This window comes from Streptomyces sp. NPDC044921, assembly GCF_056432865.1.
This window is the reverse complement of the sequence record NZ_JBWKIF010000004.1, coordinates 282,949-296,446: the sequence shown is the minus strand read 5'-3', so window position 1 is coordinate 296,446 and position 13,498 is coordinate 282,949. Positions and strand designations below refer to the sequence as shown.

The following is a 13,498-nucleotide window of genomic DNA, read 5'->3' as shown; positions in this document are numbered from 1 at the left end:
CCGCCGGGCTCCGCGGGGGGATCGGGAGCCCGGCGGCCGTTCGGGGCGCGGCGGGAGGGACGCCGGAGGAGAACCCCCTCCCCGCCGCGGGGGTCAGGTGTTGTGCCCCTTGTCCGGGTCGGCGCCCTCCAGGGAGCCGGAGGCGGTGCGGCCGACGACCTGTGCCGCGGTGACCGCCGCCCCGACGGCCAGACCGACCGGGCCGCCCGCCGCCGCGGCGGCCCGGCCCGCGCCCGCGGCCGCGCCGCCCCCGCCTCCGCCGCCCGAGGCACCGGGCTGTCCCGGGCCGCCGGTACCGGACGGGCCGGACGCTCCGGCGGCTCCGGACGTGCCCTCGGAGCCGCCCGAGCCGCCCGCACCGGAGGCGCCCGACGCCCCCGACGCGCCGCGCGGACCGCTCTGCCCGCCGCCCCCGCTTCCGCCGGTGGCGCCGGCCCCGAGGGAGCGGGCGCCGGACGCCAGGGACCCGCCGACCGTGGACATCGCCCCGGACATCGCGGACGCGCCGCCGAGAGCGGCGGTGGCCGGCACGACGAGCTTCAGCAGCGCGGGCAGGGCGACGGCGGACAGCAGCATCACGCCGATGCCGGCGATGCGTTCGTTGATGTCGCTGCCGCCGTTCTGACCCGAGGTGATCATGGCCGACCCCGCGTACAGCACCAGACCGGCCGCCGGCTTGTACAGCAGCCAGGCGATCATCCAGCCCAGGTGCTTGCGCCACCAGCCGCCGCCCCAGTCCGTCATGGAGGCGGCGGCGGCCAGCGGCAGGGTGCCCAGCAGCAGGATCATGACGCCGAGACGGATGTAGAGCAGGATCGTGTGGATGATCCCGGCGATCAGCAGCAGGAACGCGAGGACCAGCAGCAGGAACGCCTCGATGCCGTTGCCGTCGGAGCAGGCCCCCACGGCGCTCAGCTGCTTCTCGGCGCCCGCGTTGAACAGGTAGGTGGAGTAGTCGTCCGACAGGGCGGCGGCCGCCGTGACCACGGTGGTCGCGGCACCCGAGACGAGCACGACGCGCAGAATGCCCTTCAGCGCGGTCGTACCGGCCGCGCCGCGCCGCTCGATCGCCATCCGGGCCGAGGCGAACAGCAGTGAGCCGACCGCAAGGTAGACCACGATCCACTGCGTCTGGCTGTTGATGTCCTGGGCGGTGGTGGTCCCCGACAGGGTCGGGATACTGGTGGTCAGCGCCCCGAACACCGCGATGGCGCCCGCCAGTACGGCGTTGGCCACCCCCTCGACGATGGTCCCGATGGGGTCCCCGAGGAAGCTGAAGAATCCGACCGCGATGTCGACGATGGGATTTCCGGTCGGGCACGCCATGTCAAACCCCCCAGAGCAGATGGCCGTTCGTCCCCTGGACCGCCTTCACGGGCGTGTGCAGGGCACCGTTGCCGGACGGCAGGACCTTCCAGTCGCCCCCGCTCCAGCGCAGGGCGACCGAGGTCGTGGCGTAGCCCTGGGAGGTCTTCAGCAGCAGCTCCACGGTCGCCGCCGCGCCGGAGTAGGCGGGCACCGAGAAACCGGCGTAGGAGGCGGCGGACGCGCTGCCGGAGCCGGTGCCCTGTCGGGGGCCGGAGCCGGCGTCCGGGGCGTCGTCCGGGGCGTCGTCGCGGACCGTGGAGCGCTTGAAGACGAACAGGTCCCGCCCCCGGCCGGGAACGACCTGCTCCTGGGCGACGGTCCGCCAGTCCCGCCCGCTCATGTGCGTGGGGATGATGTGGGCGGCGAGCACCGCCCCGGCCGGGGTGTGCGCGAAGCACCACCAGACGGGCCCCTGGGTCAGGGTCGGGCCGGCCGACGCCGAGACGGGCACACGCGTGACACCGAGGGCGCGCCAGTCGACGTCGTCGGGCGGGGCCGTGAGCGGGGCCCGGCCGCGGCCGTCGTCGGTGCGGCAGCCGTCGGGCCGGCCGTCCTTCATGGCCGGGGAGCCGGACAGCGGCCCCCGCGACGGCGGGGCGCCCGCGCGGTCGTCCGCCGTGCCCCGTCCCGCCGTCAGGGCGACGACCCCGCTCAGCAGGACGACGACGCCGAGGAACGCCGCCGACACCTGCCAGCCGCGCTGCCTCCAGTACGGCTCCGACGGCTCTGACCGGTACCGGCGTGGCTCCCGGTACTCCCTGCGTGTGAACATCTCGATCGTCCCGTCTCCGGCTCAGTTGAAGACGAAGCCGACCAGCGGACCCGCGGTGGCCACCAGGACACAGCCGCCGAGCACCATGCCGAGGCGGCTCATGTGCTCGGAGCTCTCACCGCGCTTGAGCGAGATGGCCATCATCGTGCCGGTGATCAGCACCCCGGCGACGCCGGCGGCGGTGCCGGCCCAGGCGGCTATGCCCAGCACGGTGTTGACCTTGCTGGTGAGTTCGCCGGGTGCGTTGCTCTGCGGCTGGGGCACACCGGCGGCGAGCAGGCGGGTGGCTTCGTGGAGCAGGGACATGGGATCTCCGGGTGGGTCGGCGCCCGGCGTGAGCGGCGGACGCGGGGGAGTGGGTGAGAGGGCGAGGTGAGGGGCGGAACGGGAGGTGCGTGGACCTCAGTGGAGGGACAGATCGCCGAGGAACGCGACGATCGGGCCGGCCGTCGTGGCGAGCAGGCAGGCCAGCGTGACGAAGAAGAAGCCGCGGAAGTACGCGCCGCCCTCGCCCGGTTCACCACGGCGCAGCTGGATCGCCATCTGGATGCCGACGATGAGCAGGCCGGCGACTCCCGCGGCCGAGGCGCACCAGGCGAGGACACCGAGGATGGCCCCCGCGTCGGGGGTCGGGTTGTAGGCGGCCAGCCGCCCGCCCGCGGGCAGGGCGAGGCCGAGGAACGGGGAGGTCATGATGGGGTTCTTTCGCCGTCGGCGCCCACCAGGACGGTCAGCGCGCTGAGTTGCCGGGGGAGGTACTTGGGCTGACCGCCCACCCGCCAGGCCGGGATCCACGGCACCCGCTGCACGGGGGCGGCCGAGCGGACGACCCGGATGCGGCGCAGCAGGCCGAGCGGGAGCCGCCCGGGAGCGTCGGCGACCAGGACGACGGCCAGCAGGTCGAGCCCCTGCGGAGCCTTGCCGTCCGCCAGCGCGCCCAACGCCCGCGACACGGCGCGCAGTCCGCGCGCGCTCGTCCGGCCGACCAGCACGATCCGGCGCGGTTCGCCGCGCGCGGGCTCCGGCCAGCGGGCCCCGACGTCGGCCCCGCCGAGCGCCTCGGCGAGCGAGGTGGCGCCGGCCCCGCCGTGGGCCTTGACCCACCCGATCCCGTCCCACGGTGTACCGCGCACCGGTGTGCGCGGCTCCGGCTCGGCCCAGGGGGCCTCACCTCCGGTGACCGGGGAGGCCTTGCGGGGGGCGACAGACCTCCGGCGGGCGGCCGGAGCGGGGCCGTGGCCGGGCGCGGGGCCCGGGCGGTGCGTTGCCGGCGGGCCGGGCGTGCGCAGGGGTCCGGGAGTCGCCAGGGGGGCACGGCTCTCCGGGTGCGGGACCGGGCCCGTCCCCGCGCCCGGGGGGACGCCCGTACCGGAGGCACGGCTGCCGGGGGCGACGGCGCCAGGGGCGGCGCCGCCGGGGGTGCCGCCCCCGGCGGCCGCCGGCTGTCCGGTCTTCGGCCCCCGGACCCATGAGTGCGGGTTCGACGGCGTCGTCTCAGGAGTGCCCATGTGCGGTCAGCCCTCCTTCTCCGCTCGCGCTGCTGCTGCTCTGGCTCATCTGATGTCCACGGGTTTGAACTGAAGTGCGCCGGGGCCCGTTTCGATCTCCCGAGCCCGTCGGCAGCACAACGGGCCGTCCAGCCGTCGCGGTTCAAGGGAAGAGGAAGAAGGCGGACACGCATGAGCGCGGGTACGGGAGACAGCGGGGAGGGCGGGACCTCCACCGCCGTCCGTAACACCATCGCCGCCGGCACCGGCTGCGGCTGCCTGCTGTCGCCGCTCGCGCTGCTCGGCGCCCTGGTCGTGATCATCATCATCGGAGGGTTCGGGGTCCTGCTGGCCCCGCTCATCGCGCTGATCCTGCTGTTCTCGGGCGGCGGCGGAGGCGGTTTTGCCGGTGCGGACGACGCGGACGAGGTGATCGCCGTCTTCAACGGCGACGGCGGGGGCGAGCTGGACCGCTCGACCGTGCCGGAGGACCTGGCGGACCCGATCGAGGAGGCCGGTGAGCTGTGCGAGGAGATCGGCCCGGTCGTCATCGCCTCGCAGATCGAGCGGGAGTCCGGCTTCAACGCCGAACTGGTCGGCGAGAACGGCGAGAAGGGCATCTCCCAGCTGCCGCCCGCGGTCTTCGAGAAGTACGGCGAGGACGACGACGACAACGACGAGACGTCGGCGCTCGACGCCGAGGACTCGATCATGGCGCAGGGCCGTCACCTGTGCGACCTCGCCGACGAGGCACGGCGGATGATCGACGCGAACGAGGCCACCGGCAGCGTCCTGGACCTCGCCCTGGCCGGCTACCACGTGGGGATGGACACCGTGCGCGCGGCCAAGGGGGTGCCGCAGACGAACGAGGCACAGGGCTACGTCCTCGCCATCCGCGCCCAGTTCGCCAAGTACGCGGGCGTGGCCGCACCGCCGCCCGGCTCCACCCCGGGCGTCACCCCGGGAGCGGCACCCGACCCCACGGGATCGCCGCCCGCGTCCCCTTCCCCTTCCGCATTCGCATCCGCGTCCGCCGCTTCCGGCGCTTGAGCATCAGAAGGACTCGCAGCCATGGCCCACTTCGCAGTGCGCATCCCGGGTGAGGGACTCGCCGAGATCAACGGGGAGCTGCTGGCCGTCGAGCAGGGCCGGTCCGTGCACGAGGCCGTGCTGGACCGTCTGCAGCAGTACGCGCAGGAGCGCTCCGCCGCGGTCGAGGCCACGGTCAACGACGGCCCCGGAGGGGCGCACTTCGTCCTCCAGGTGGCACCCGACGGCTCCAGCCGCCTGCTCGACCCGACGGAACGGGCGCCGTCCACGGACCACCCCTCCGAGCCGGCCGCCCCGGGGTCCGCGGTGCAGGCGGCCCCTTCGGAGCCCTCGGCGTCCGCCGCCACACCGACGCAGCTCACCCCGGGACCGGCAAGACCGGTGGCCGCAGCCGGACCGGCCGTCCCCGGGCCCGCTGCCCCAGGCTCCTCCGCACCCGCCGGCGCTCCCGCGCCGGCTGTGCCCGGGCCCTCCGCCCCGCGACCCGCCGCACCCGTCGGCACCGCTGCCGCACCGGCCGGCCCGGTGCCCGCCGCCCCGGGGCCCTCCGCACCCGCCGGCGCAGCCGATCCCGCCACACCGGCATCCGCCGCCCCCGTCGCCGCCCCCACGTCGGCGGTCGCCACGGCGATCGCGCGGGCCCGGGCCGCCGCGACAGCACCGCCCGGGCCCGTCCCGTCCCCGGCCCCGGTCCCGTCCGCGCCACCTCTTCCGTCCGCGGAACCGGTTGCGTCCGCGGCCCCCGCCCCGGCTCCCGCCGAGGCCGCGCCCCCGCCGCCCTCCCACCCCCTCCCGTGGCAGCTCGCCCACCGGGTGGCGCACATCAACGCGCTCGCGGCGGCGGGGCGTCTGCGTCAGGCGTCCGGTGAGGTGACCGCCCTGCGCGAGGAGCTGACGCGCACGGCGGGCACGGAGCATCCGGACGCGCTGGAGGCCCGCGCCATGGAGGCGTACCTGGCGCACCTGCGCGGGGACCACCGGGAGGCCACGGTGCTGGCCCTGTCGGTGGCCCGCATCCTGTGCGGCGCCGGCGACCCGCAGGCACCGGCGGCGGTGGCACGGGCGGCAGCCGCGTGGCAACGGCTGGAGGACGACCGTGCGGCGGAGATCCACGGCAGGGAACTGCTGCACATGTGGGGCAGGTTGCGCGCCGGCGGCCGCCTCACACCGGCGGACGAACACCTGGCCCACCGGGTGTTCGCCCACGTGGAGGCGCTGTCGTCCTGCGTGTGACCGGGGCGGACGCCGTACGGGCGGACGGGCGATGTACGAGCCGTCGATCGAGCGTCAAACGAACGTGGAACCGCCCTGACCACACTCCGTTGCACCGAAGGCCCCGGTTCCGGTCGGCGCGGCCGGCCGGGCCACCCAAGGAGCAGGAGCAGACCATGAACGTGACGGTGATCGGGTCGGCGAGCGCGGTGTCGCCCGAGGAGCGGGCGCTGAGGAACCTCTACCTGGAGCACGGCCCTGCCCTCTACGCGTACGTGCTGCGCATGCTGGGCGGGGACACCCACCGCGCGGAGGACGTCCTCCAGGAGACGCTGCTGCGCTGCTGGAACAAGCAGACGCTGGCCGACGGCGAGGGCATGGCCGTCCGGCCCTGGATGTTCCGCATCGCCCGCAACATCGTGATCGACGCGCACCGTACGAAGACGGCGCGCCCGCAGGAGATAGGCGGCGCGAGCTGGCTGACCGAACTGGGCAGCGACGCCGACGACATCGAGCGCATGCTGTCGTCCATCGTCCTGCACGACGCCCTCCGGGCGCTGACCCCCGCCCACCGCGAGGCCCTCGAGGCCACCTTCTTCGCCGACCGCACCACCCAGCAGGCGGCCACCGCCCTGGGCGTCCCCCAGGGCACGGTGAAGTCCCGCGTCTACTACGCGCTGCGCAGTCTCAGAACGGCCCTGGAGGAGCGCGGCGTGCGCTGACCCGGGCGCCCGTGCCCCGCCCGGCCGGCCTGCGGCACCCGGCAGTGCACGGCGGCCAGGCACCCGGCGCACGGCCTACGGCAGTCCGAACACGTCCGGATCCGACGCCAGCTCCCGGAAGACCGCAGCGGGATCGGCGACGAGCCTGCGCCGGCGCAGGTCCAGGATCCCGCCCACGGCCGAGATCTCGGCGGCCACCGTGCCGTCGGACTTCAGCACGGTCTGCTCGATCCGGAACGTCTTGCCGCCGCCCCACTCGAAGGCGCACGTGACCTCCACCTCGTCGCCCGCGAGGAGCTCCCGCCGGTAACGGATGGTCGTTTCCAGGGCGACCGGGCCGACGCCGCTGCCGATGAGGGCGGACTGGCTGATCCCCCCGGCCCGCAGCAGCGACCAGCGGGCGTGCTCCGCGTAGTTCAGGTAGACCGCCTGGTTGAGGTGGCCCTGGACGTCCGTCTCGTATCCACGGACGGTCACAGGGACGGAAAACGGCTCGCTCACGGCTTCCCCTTCTCGCGCCGGCTCCTGCGCGCCCAACGCTCATGCACCACACAACGATCCGTCGATCTTGGCATGCTCATCACGCCCGGCGCGGCGAAGCCAGCAGATAGCGGGTCCCGGTGCGCGGCGCGCGGTGCTCGCTCACCTGCCAGCCCGCCGCCTCCAGCGTGGCCGCGCAGGCCCGCAGTGCCTCGCCGTCCGGCTCGTACACGGCGACGGCCTCCGGCTGCGGAGTCTCCCGCACCCGGTAGCCCGCCTCCTCCGGGCCGGCCGGCCGGTGGCCCGCCGCCTCCAGCGCGAGCGCGGCGGCCCGCACCAGGTGCGTGCGCTCCCAGCCGCACGGCCGGTCCGCCGCCCCGTCCGGGTTGGTCATCCGGCGCAGCTCCAGCAGCCCCTGCCAGGCGCTGTGCACCTCGCGCCGCCGGCCGGGCCCGGGCGGTGGCGGATCCGGCTCACCGCCGGTGCGGGCCGCGAACACGCCCGTCGAGGCGGGGGGCTGCCCGGACCCGGCGGACCCGGCGGGCCGGGCGGGCCCGGGCGCCCGGGTGATGCCCTGGCGTACCCGGTGTCCCTCCGGCGTCAGGAAGTACTCGTGCGGCGGGCGGGGGTGGCGGAAGGCGAGCCCTCGCCCGACCAGCGCGGCGAGCTGCGCCTCGGTACCCCGCAGCCGTCCGGTCACGGGGTCGGCGGCGTCGATGACACGCCGCTGGGCGGCGGTCGGCGGTCGGGTCACGGCGTGCTCCTCTCCGGCCGGTCTCGGGCACTGGCCCACCTGCTCGAAGGCTACGACCCGCCACTGACACCGCGCCTACTGGCGGTAGCCGCCCAGGAACCGTCCGATCCGCCCGATCGCCGCCTCCAGGTCGTCGGCGTGGGGCAGCGTGAGGATGCGGAAGTGGTCCGGCGACGGCCAGTTGAAGCCGGTGCCCTGCACCACCTGGATCTTCTCCCGCAGCAGCAGGTCCAGGACGAACTTCTCGTCGTCGTGGATCCGGTGCACCTTGGGGTCCAGGCGCGGGAAGGCGTACAGGGCGCCCTTCGGCTTCACGCAGGTCACGCCGGGGATCTCGTTGAGCTTCCGCCAGGCCGTGTCCCGCTGCTCCAGCAGCCGCCCGCCCGGCCCGGTCAGCTCGCTGATGGACTGCCGGCCGCCGAGCGCGGCCTGGATGGCGTACTGGGCGGGCGCGTTGGCGCACAGCCGCATGGAGGCCAGCATGGTGAGGCCCTCCAAATAGTCCCTGGCGTGCTGCTTCGGGCCGGTCACCACCAGCCAGCCGGAGCGGAAGCCGGCCACGCGGTAGGTCTTGGACAGGCCGCAGAAGGTGAGGACGACCAGGTCGGGGGCGAGCGCGGCGGCCGGGTGGTGTACGGCGCCGTCGTAGAGGATCCGGTCGTAGATCTCGTCGGCGAACACCATCAGGCCGTGGCGGCGCGCGAGGTCGAGGATGCCCTCGACGATCTCCTTGGGGTAGACGGCGCCCGTGGGGTTGTTCGGGTTGATGATCACGACGGCCTTGGTGCGGTCGGTGATCTTGGCGGCCATGTCGTCGAGGTCGGGGTACCAGTCGGCCTGCTCGTCGCAGAGGTAGTGGACCGCCGTGCCGCCCGCGAGGGTGGTCACCGCCGTCCAGAGGGGGAAGTCCGGCGCGGGGATCAGGACCTCGTCGCCGTCCTCGACGAGGGCCTGTACGGCCATCGACACCAGTTCGGACACGCCGTTGCCGAGGAAGACGTCGTCGACACCGACCTCCAGGCCCAGCGTCTGGTAGCGCTGGGCGACCGCGCGGCGGGCGGAGAGTATGCCGCGCGAGTCGGTGTAGCCGTGCGCCTGGGGCAGCATCCGGATCATGTCCTGGAGGATCTCCTCCGGCGCCTCGAACCCGAACAGCGCGGGATTGCCGGTGTTCAGGCGCAGCACGCTGTGGCCGGCCTCCTCCAGCGCGTCGGCGTGCTCGATCACCGGGCCGCGGATCTCGTAACAGACCTCGCTGAGCTTGCTCGACTGCCGGAACTCCATGCGCCGCATCTCCTCTGCCGACTGTGTCGCTTGGTTTTACCAAGTGGGCGCTTGGAAAGTCCAACAACTTGTCTAGACTGCGTCGCATGCCACCTCGCCGAAGCTACGACCAGTACTGCTCCGCCGCCCGTGCGCTCGATGTCGTCGGCGACCGCTGGACCCTGCTGATCGTCCGGGAACTGCTCGCCGGCCCCCGCCGCTACACCGACCTGCACGCGGACCTGCCCGGCGTCAGCACGGACGTACTCGCCTCGCGGCTGAGGGACATGGAGCGCGACGGCCTCGCGACCCGGCGCCGGCTCCCCCCGCCCGGCGCGGCGAGCGTCTACGAACTGACCCCCAGGGGGCGGGGGTTGCTGCCGGTGCTGCAGGCCCTGGGGGAGTGGGGGCAGGACGAACTCGGCGAGCGCCGCCCGACGGACGCCGTGCGGGCGCACTGGTTCGCGCTCCCCCTGCTGCGCCTGCTGGACGGGGAGGGGCTCGTCGAAGTCCGCCTGGAGGAGGGGCGGTTCCACCTGCACGCCGGTGCCGGGGAGGGACCCGTGTACGGCGACGGGCCCGCACCCGGCGAGCCCGACGCCCTGCTGGTCCTGGACACGCAGACGTGCACGGCGCTCAGCCGCGGGGAACTGGACCTGGCCCGGGCCGTACGGGAGGGCCGGGTCGAGGTGACCGGCGAGGGCACCCTGGCCAAGGCCCTCCGCGAGGCATGACGGAAGGCCCGCACGGGGCGGGCCTTCCGAAGGCGGGCCGGGGGGCGGGCCCGTCAGGTGCCCGGCGGTACCCGGGCCGGGCGGCCCGGGCCGCGGGTCAGCGCGTACCCGGCGACCCCGGCCAGCGCGGCCAGCGCGCCGCCCACCGCGGTCCACACCCACCGGTCCGACCACCAGCCGGACGCCCAGCCGTCCTCGGGTTCGAGTCCGGCCAGTACCGCCGCGTCCTCCCGCTCGTCCTCCGCCCCGGTCGCGATCCCCGGCACCAGTGGCTCGGCCAGCGAGCCGTCCACCGCGGCCGCGCCGCCGACGTCCTCGGCATCCACCCGGACCCGGGTGCCGACCGGGAGGCCGAGGTCGGCGGTGGCGACACCGGTGGCGGTCAGCCGGACGTAGTACGTGCCGGGCAGCGGGTCGTTCGCCCACGGTTCCGACCAGGCGCGGACCGTGCGCAGCACGCAGACCAGCTCCACGGAGGCCGCGTCCGCCGCCGCGGTGCGCGTCTGCGCCCCGTACCGGCAGGCCTGGCGGCGGCGCAGACCGTCGTAGACGTCGACCTGCCAGGTCTGGGGGGCGTGGGCGTCCGGCAGTCGCACCGTGGCCCTGACGGTGGGGCGCTGCCCGGTGTCCGCGGGGAACGACCAGTACAGGTAGTCGCCGGTGGAGCCCTTCGCGGTGGCCTCCTGCCCCTGCTCGACCTCCGTCGCCGTGCGGAACGAGGTGCCCGCCCGCGTGGGGGCGGAGGCGCCGTCCCGCGACGGACTCGGGGAGGCGTCGGCCGCGGCCGGGGCGGCCGCCAGGCCCAGGGTCAACGCAACGCTCAACGCGCGTGCCACTCGCATCAGTTGGTCCTCCAGACGGCGACCCGCCAGCGCGACAGCCAGCCCCAGACGAGACCGGCGAGGAAACCGGTCAGGATCAGTACACCCAGCAGCCACCAGCCGCGGCCCAGGCCGAAGGCGGCCACGTCGGCCGCCCCGTCCGGCCCGTCCACGACGTCGATCGTCAGCTCCAGCGGCAGACCGGGCGTGGTCTGCACGCCGGAGGCCGCCGAGAAGGAGTGCGAGACGGCCAGGCAGACGGCCTCGGCGGGCGCGTCCTTCTCGTCGCCGGCGGCCTTCGGGAAGCGCAGCCCCGTCGAGATGACGTCCGTGCGGCCGGTGCCCGCCGCCTCGCCGCGCACGATCTCGCGGCCCTTGACCGTGACGGCCCGCAGCAGCAGGCCGTAGCCCGGGTTCACGGCCCGGTCGGCCGCCACGCTCACCGAGGCGCGCAGCTCCTTGCCCGGCGGGACGTCCACCCGGTACCAGCGCTGCTGCCCGAACTCCTCCCGGTCCGTGTACAGGCCCGACTTCAGGGCCGGTGCCCCGGCGCACCGGCCGGCGCCCCGCGCCGGCACGGGCGTCACCACCGGATCGGCTGCCCGTTCCACCAACTCGTTGACCCGGTCGGTGAGTTCGTCCTGGTGCTCCACCGAGGTGTAGGTGCCGCCGGTGGCCTCGGCGATGCAGCTGAGCTGCCGGCTCAGCTTGGCGGTCGGCACCAGGCCGAGGGTGTCGATGGTCAGCCCGATGCCCTTGGCGGCGATCTCGCGGGCGACCTCGCACGGGTCGAGCGGGGCGCAGGTGTCCTCGCCGTCGCTGATCAGCACGATCCGCTTGGAGCCGTCGCCGCCGTCCAGGTCGTCGGCCGCCTTCAGCAGGGCCGGGCCGATCGGCGTCCAGCCGGTCGGGGCGAGCGTGGCGACGGCCGCCTTCGCCTCGGTGCGGTCGAGCGGCCCGACCGGGTAGAGCTGCGCGGTGTCCTTGCAGCCGGTCCTGCGGTCGTCACCCGGGTAGTTGGCGCCGAGGGTGCGGATGCCGAGCTCGACCTCCTCGGGCGTCGCGTCCAGCACCTCGTTGAACGCCTGCTTCGCGGCGGCCATCCGCGACCGCCCGTCGATGTCCCGGGCCCGCATCGAGCCGCTCACGTCGAGGACGAGGTCGACCTTGGGGGCGTCCCGGCCCGTGGGTTCGCCGGCGGCCGCCCCGGCCGGGACGGCGATCCCGGCGGCCAGGGCGGCGAGCAGGACACAGGCGCCCGCCATCAGCCGTGTACGTGTGATCATCGGCGGATCCTATTGATCACCCGGGCTGTTGGCCAAAACGGCGTTCAGCGCAGCGGATTGGGCAGTTCCGCCCACTGGTCCCCGGGCGTCAGCGGCGAGAGCCGCATCAGCGTCAGCGCCTTGGCGGGCAGGGACTCCGCCCGCAGCGCCGCGAGGTCCGGACCGTCCGGGAGGTCCCGTACGGCCGTCTCCAGCGCCGTCGCGAGCGCCGCGCCCGACCCGGCCGTGCCGGCCAGCGCGCCGGCCACGAGGGAGCCGAACAGCTTGCGGCGCAGGGCGCGTTCGTCGTCCGTGACCATGCGGGCGGGCAGCTCGGGCACCGTGATGCCGTGCCGGGCGAGACGGGCCGGGCTGACGCGGATGTCGGCCAGGTCGCGGTAGACCAGCCGCAGCGGCTCGCCCGCCGCGGAGAGGACGACCAGGAGGTTCTGGCCGTGCGCCTCCAGGGCCACGCCCAGCTCCAGCAGCCGCAGCCCGACGGTGAGGGCGAGCCGGGCGAAACCGGCCAGCCAGGCGGCCGAGCGGGGCAGTTCGGTGGTGGCCAGGGCCGCCACCGGCAGCACCCGCTCACCACCGCCCGCGTACCCCTGCGGCGACTCCCGCAGCACGGCCGCGAAGTCCGGGGAACCGGCCGCCGCCGCACCCAGGGTGCGGGTGACGTGCAGCAGCCCGTCCGTGCGCGCGGCCGCGACCTCCGCGAAGTCCGACAGCAGCGCGGAGGCCGCGACGGAGGGCAGCGAGATGTCCCGCACCGAGGACGTCAGGCGGGCGCTCAGCGAGGTCTTGACGTGCGGCCCGCCGGGCAGGGCGAGCGTGCGCAGGGACATCAGCGGATACGCGGGGCGGCACTCCTCGCTCGTCCGCTTCAGCACGTGCGCCGCCTGCCAGGGGTGCACCGGCAGCACCACGTGCGCCCCGTCCCGCAGCTCGTCCGGCCACACGCCCGTCACCAGGCACTCCGCCGCGGGCACCGGCACCAGTGCGAGGTCCACGACCGGCCGGTGCTCGGGCCCGTAGGCGAGCTGGTCGGCGACCGAGAAGCCGGGCCGGGAGCGACACGTCGGGTGGAAGGGGTGCCCGTCGACGATCCGCTGCTCCCACTCCCAGTCCCGCTCCGGCCAGCCCGGGCCGCCGTCCTCCCGCCCCGCTCGCGACAGCGCCAACGACGCGACGCTGTGCCCGAGCTCGGCCGCGAACGAGGCCGAGTGCGGCACGCCGAGGCCGGCCACCAGCCGCGCCGGATCGGCGTACTGCGTCCCGTCGAGCCGTACGGCGGTGACGTACGCCCCGGTCGCGTACGGATCCGGCAGCGGACCGTGCAGCCGGCGGCCGTCGGACAGGGAGAGCGTCACCGCGTCCCGGCCCCGCCGCCGGCCCGCCACCCAGGGCAGTGGATCATGGGTCAGGCCGCGCCACAGGCGGGACAGCACGGCCGCCCGGGCGCCGGGCAGTTCGGCCTCGTACCGCGGCAGGAGCCCGGGCCGTACGACGGACAGCTCGTCGGCGACCTCGGTCTCGGCGCTGGGGGGACAGTGCACGGGCGGACTCC

15 protein-coding genes are annotated in these 13,498 nt (G+C 75.1%); 4 read left to right on the top strand and 11 right to left on the bottom strand.

Going from position 1 to position 13,498, the window contains the following annotated elements; genetic code table 11:
• Nucleotides 1-93 precede the first annotated feature (93 nt).
• The 5 genes from AC07DA_RS08575 to AC07DA_RS08555 form a co-directional block, all read right to left on the bottom strand.
• Nucleotides 94-1,326, bottom strand: a complete 1,233-nt coding sequence (locus tag AC07DA_RS08575) for a hypothetical protein (protein WP_479125826.1) — start codon at nt 1,324-1,326, stop codon at nt 94-96.
• A gap of 1 nt (nt 1,327) precedes the next feature.
• Complete coding sequence (locus AC07DA_RS08570) at nt 1,328-2,140, bottom strand: DUF8175 domain-containg protein (RefSeq protein WP_479125825.1); 813 nt, start codon at nt 2,138-2,140, stop codon at nt 1,328-1,330.
• 21 nt (nt 2,141-2,161) lie between these two features.
• Nucleotides 2,162-2,446, bottom strand: coding sequence for a hypothetical protein (locus tag AC07DA_RS08565; protein WP_479125823.1), 285 nt, complete (start codon nt 2,444-2,446; stop codon nt 2,162-2,164).
• A gap of 96 nt (nt 2,447-2,542) precedes the next feature.
• On the bottom strand, nt 2,543-2,833 hold the full coding sequence (locus AC07DA_RS08560) for a hypothetical protein (protein WP_479125821.1): 291 nt from the start codon (nt 2,831-2,833) through the stop codon (nt 2,543-2,545).
• Entirely contained in the window at nt 2,830-3,273 is a 444-nt protein-coding gene (locus AC07DA_RS08555) for a hypothetical protein (protein WP_479125819.1), read from the bottom strand. The genes AC07DA_RS08560 and AC07DA_RS08555 overlap by 4 nt, the downstream gene beginning before the upstream one ends.
• A gap of 546 nt (nt 3,274-3,819) precedes the next feature.
• Between AC07DA_RS08555 and AC07DA_RS08550 the strand changes: the two genes are divergently transcribed.
• The 3 genes from AC07DA_RS08550 to AC07DA_RS08540 all read left to right on the top strand — a co-directional run bounded on the left by AC07DA_RS08550 (nt 3,820) and on the right by AC07DA_RS08540 (nt 6,611).
• A complete protein-coding gene (locus tag AC07DA_RS08550) occupies nt 3,820-4,677 on the top strand; it encodes a lytic transglycosylase domain-containing protein (RefSeq protein ID WP_479125817.1) in 858 nt (285 codons plus the stop codon).
• 21 nt (nt 4,678-4,698) lie between these two features.
• On the top strand, nt 4,699-5,910 hold the full coding sequence (locus tag AC07DA_RS08545) for a hypothetical protein (RefSeq protein ID WP_479125815.1): 1,212 nt from the start codon (nt 4,699-4,701) through the stop codon (nt 5,908-5,910).
• 155 nt (nt 5,911-6,065) lie between these two features.
• Nucleotides 6,066-6,611: a sigma-70 family RNA polymerase sigma factor gene (locus AC07DA_RS08540; protein ID WP_479125813.1), complete on the top strand. Its 546-nt coding sequence runs from the start codon at nt 6,066-6,068 to the stop codon at nt 6,609-6,611.
• 75 nt (nt 6,612-6,686) lie between these two features.
• On the opposite strand, the gene AC07DA_RS08535 is transcribed toward AC07DA_RS08540, so the two are convergent.
• From AC07DA_RS08535 to AC07DA_RS08525, 3 genes are all read right to left on the bottom strand, one after another.
• Entirely contained in the window at nt 6,687-7,112 is a 426-nt protein-coding gene (locus AC07DA_RS08535) for an acyl-CoA thioesterase (RefSeq protein ID WP_479125811.1), read from the bottom strand.
• A gap of 79 nt (nt 7,113-7,191) precedes the next feature.
• The gene (locus AC07DA_RS08530; RefSeq protein WP_479125809.1) at nt 7,192-7,845 is read right to left on the bottom strand and encodes a hypothetical protein; all 654 of its coding nucleotides are present in this window, start codon (nt 7,843-7,845) and stop codon (nt 7,192-7,194) included.
• A 75-nt stretch (nt 7,846-7,920) separates the two neighbouring features.
• Nucleotides 7,921-9,129, bottom strand: coding sequence for a pyridoxal phosphate-dependent aminotransferase (locus AC07DA_RS08525; RefSeq protein ID WP_479125807.1), 1,209 nt, complete (start codon nt 9,127-9,129; stop codon nt 7,921-7,923).
• Nucleotides 9,130-9,215: 86 nt separating this feature from the next.
• Here AC07DA_RS08525 and AC07DA_RS08520 point away from each other — a divergent pair, with 86 nt between their 5' ends.
• On the top strand, nt 9,216-9,842 hold the full coding sequence (locus AC07DA_RS08520; protein WP_479125805.1) for a winged helix-turn-helix transcriptional regulator: 627 nt from the start codon (nt 9,216-9,218) through the stop codon (nt 9,840-9,842).
• Nucleotides 9,843-9,895: 53 nt separating this feature from the next.
• Here AC07DA_RS08520 and AC07DA_RS08515 read toward each other — a convergent pair whose 3' ends face one another.
• Genes AC07DA_RS08515 through AC07DA_RS08505 form a run of 3 tightly spaced genes read right to left on the bottom strand, consistent with a single transcriptional unit; the run spans nt 9,896 to nt 13,487 of the window.
• Entirely contained in the window at nt 9,896-10,684 is a 789-nt protein-coding gene (locus tag AC07DA_RS08515) for a hypothetical protein (RefSeq protein ID WP_479125803.1), read from the bottom strand.
• Nucleotides 10,684-11,949, bottom strand: coding sequence for a VWA domain-containing protein (locus AC07DA_RS08510; RefSeq protein ID WP_479125801.1), 1,266 nt, complete (start codon nt 11,947-11,949; stop codon nt 10,684-10,686). Before AC07DA_RS08510 ends, AC07DA_RS08515 begins: the two co-directional genes overlap by 1 nt.
• Before the next feature lie 44 nt (nt 11,950-11,993).
• Nucleotides 11,994-13,487: an IucA/IucC family protein gene (locus AC07DA_RS08505; protein WP_479125799.1), complete on the bottom strand. Its 1,494-nt coding sequence runs from the start codon at nt 13,485-13,487 to the stop codon at nt 11,994-11,996.
• Nucleotides 13,488-13,498 lie beyond the last annotated feature (11 nt).

Bases quoted from the DNA above. Each gene is read 5' to 3' on its own strand.
- AC07DA_RS08510 (WP_479125801.1), bottom strand. From the start codon at position 11,949: ATGATCACACGTACACGGCTGATGGCGGGCGCCTGTGTCCTGCTCGCC.
- AC07DA_RS08540 (WP_479125813.1), top strand. From the start codon at position 6,066: ATGAACGTGACGGTGATCGGGTCGGCGAGCGCGGTGTCGCCCGAGGAG.
- AC07DA_RS08575 (WP_479125826.1), bottom strand. From the start codon at position 1,326: ATGGCGTGCCCGACCGGAAATCCCATCGTCGACATCGCGGTCGGATTC.
- AC07DA_RS08560 (WP_479125821.1), bottom strand. From the start codon at position 2,833: ATGACCTCCCCGTTCCTCGGCCTCGCCCTGCCCGCGGGCGGGCGGCTG.
- AC07DA_RS08520 (WP_479125805.1), top strand. From the start codon at position 9,216: ATGCCACCTCGCCGAAGCTACGACCAGTACTGCTCCGCCGCCCGTGCG.
- AC07DA_RS08525 (WP_479125807.1), bottom strand. From the start codon at position 9,129: ATGGAGTTCCGGCAGTCGAGCAAGCTCAGCGAGGTCTGTTACGAGATC.
- AC07DA_RS08570 (WP_479125825.1), bottom strand. From the start codon at position 2,140: ATGTTCACACGCAGGGAGTACCGGGAGCCACGCCGGTACCGGTCAGAG.
- AC07DA_RS08515 (WP_479125803.1), bottom strand. From the start codon at position 10,684: ATGCGAGTGGCACGCGCGTTGAGCGTTGCGTTGACCCTGGGCCTGGCG.
- AC07DA_RS08550 (WP_479125817.1), top strand. From the start codon at position 3,820: ATGAGCGCGGGTACGGGAGACAGCGGGGAGGGCGGGACCTCCACCGCC.
- AC07DA_RS08545 (WP_479125815.1), top strand. From the start codon at position 4,699: ATGGCCCACTTCGCAGTGCGCATCCCGGGTGAGGGACTCGCCGAGATC.
- AC07DA_RS08565 (WP_479125823.1), bottom strand. From the start codon at position 2,446: ATGTCCCTGCTCCACGAAGCCACCCGCCTGCTCGCCGCCGGTGTGCCC.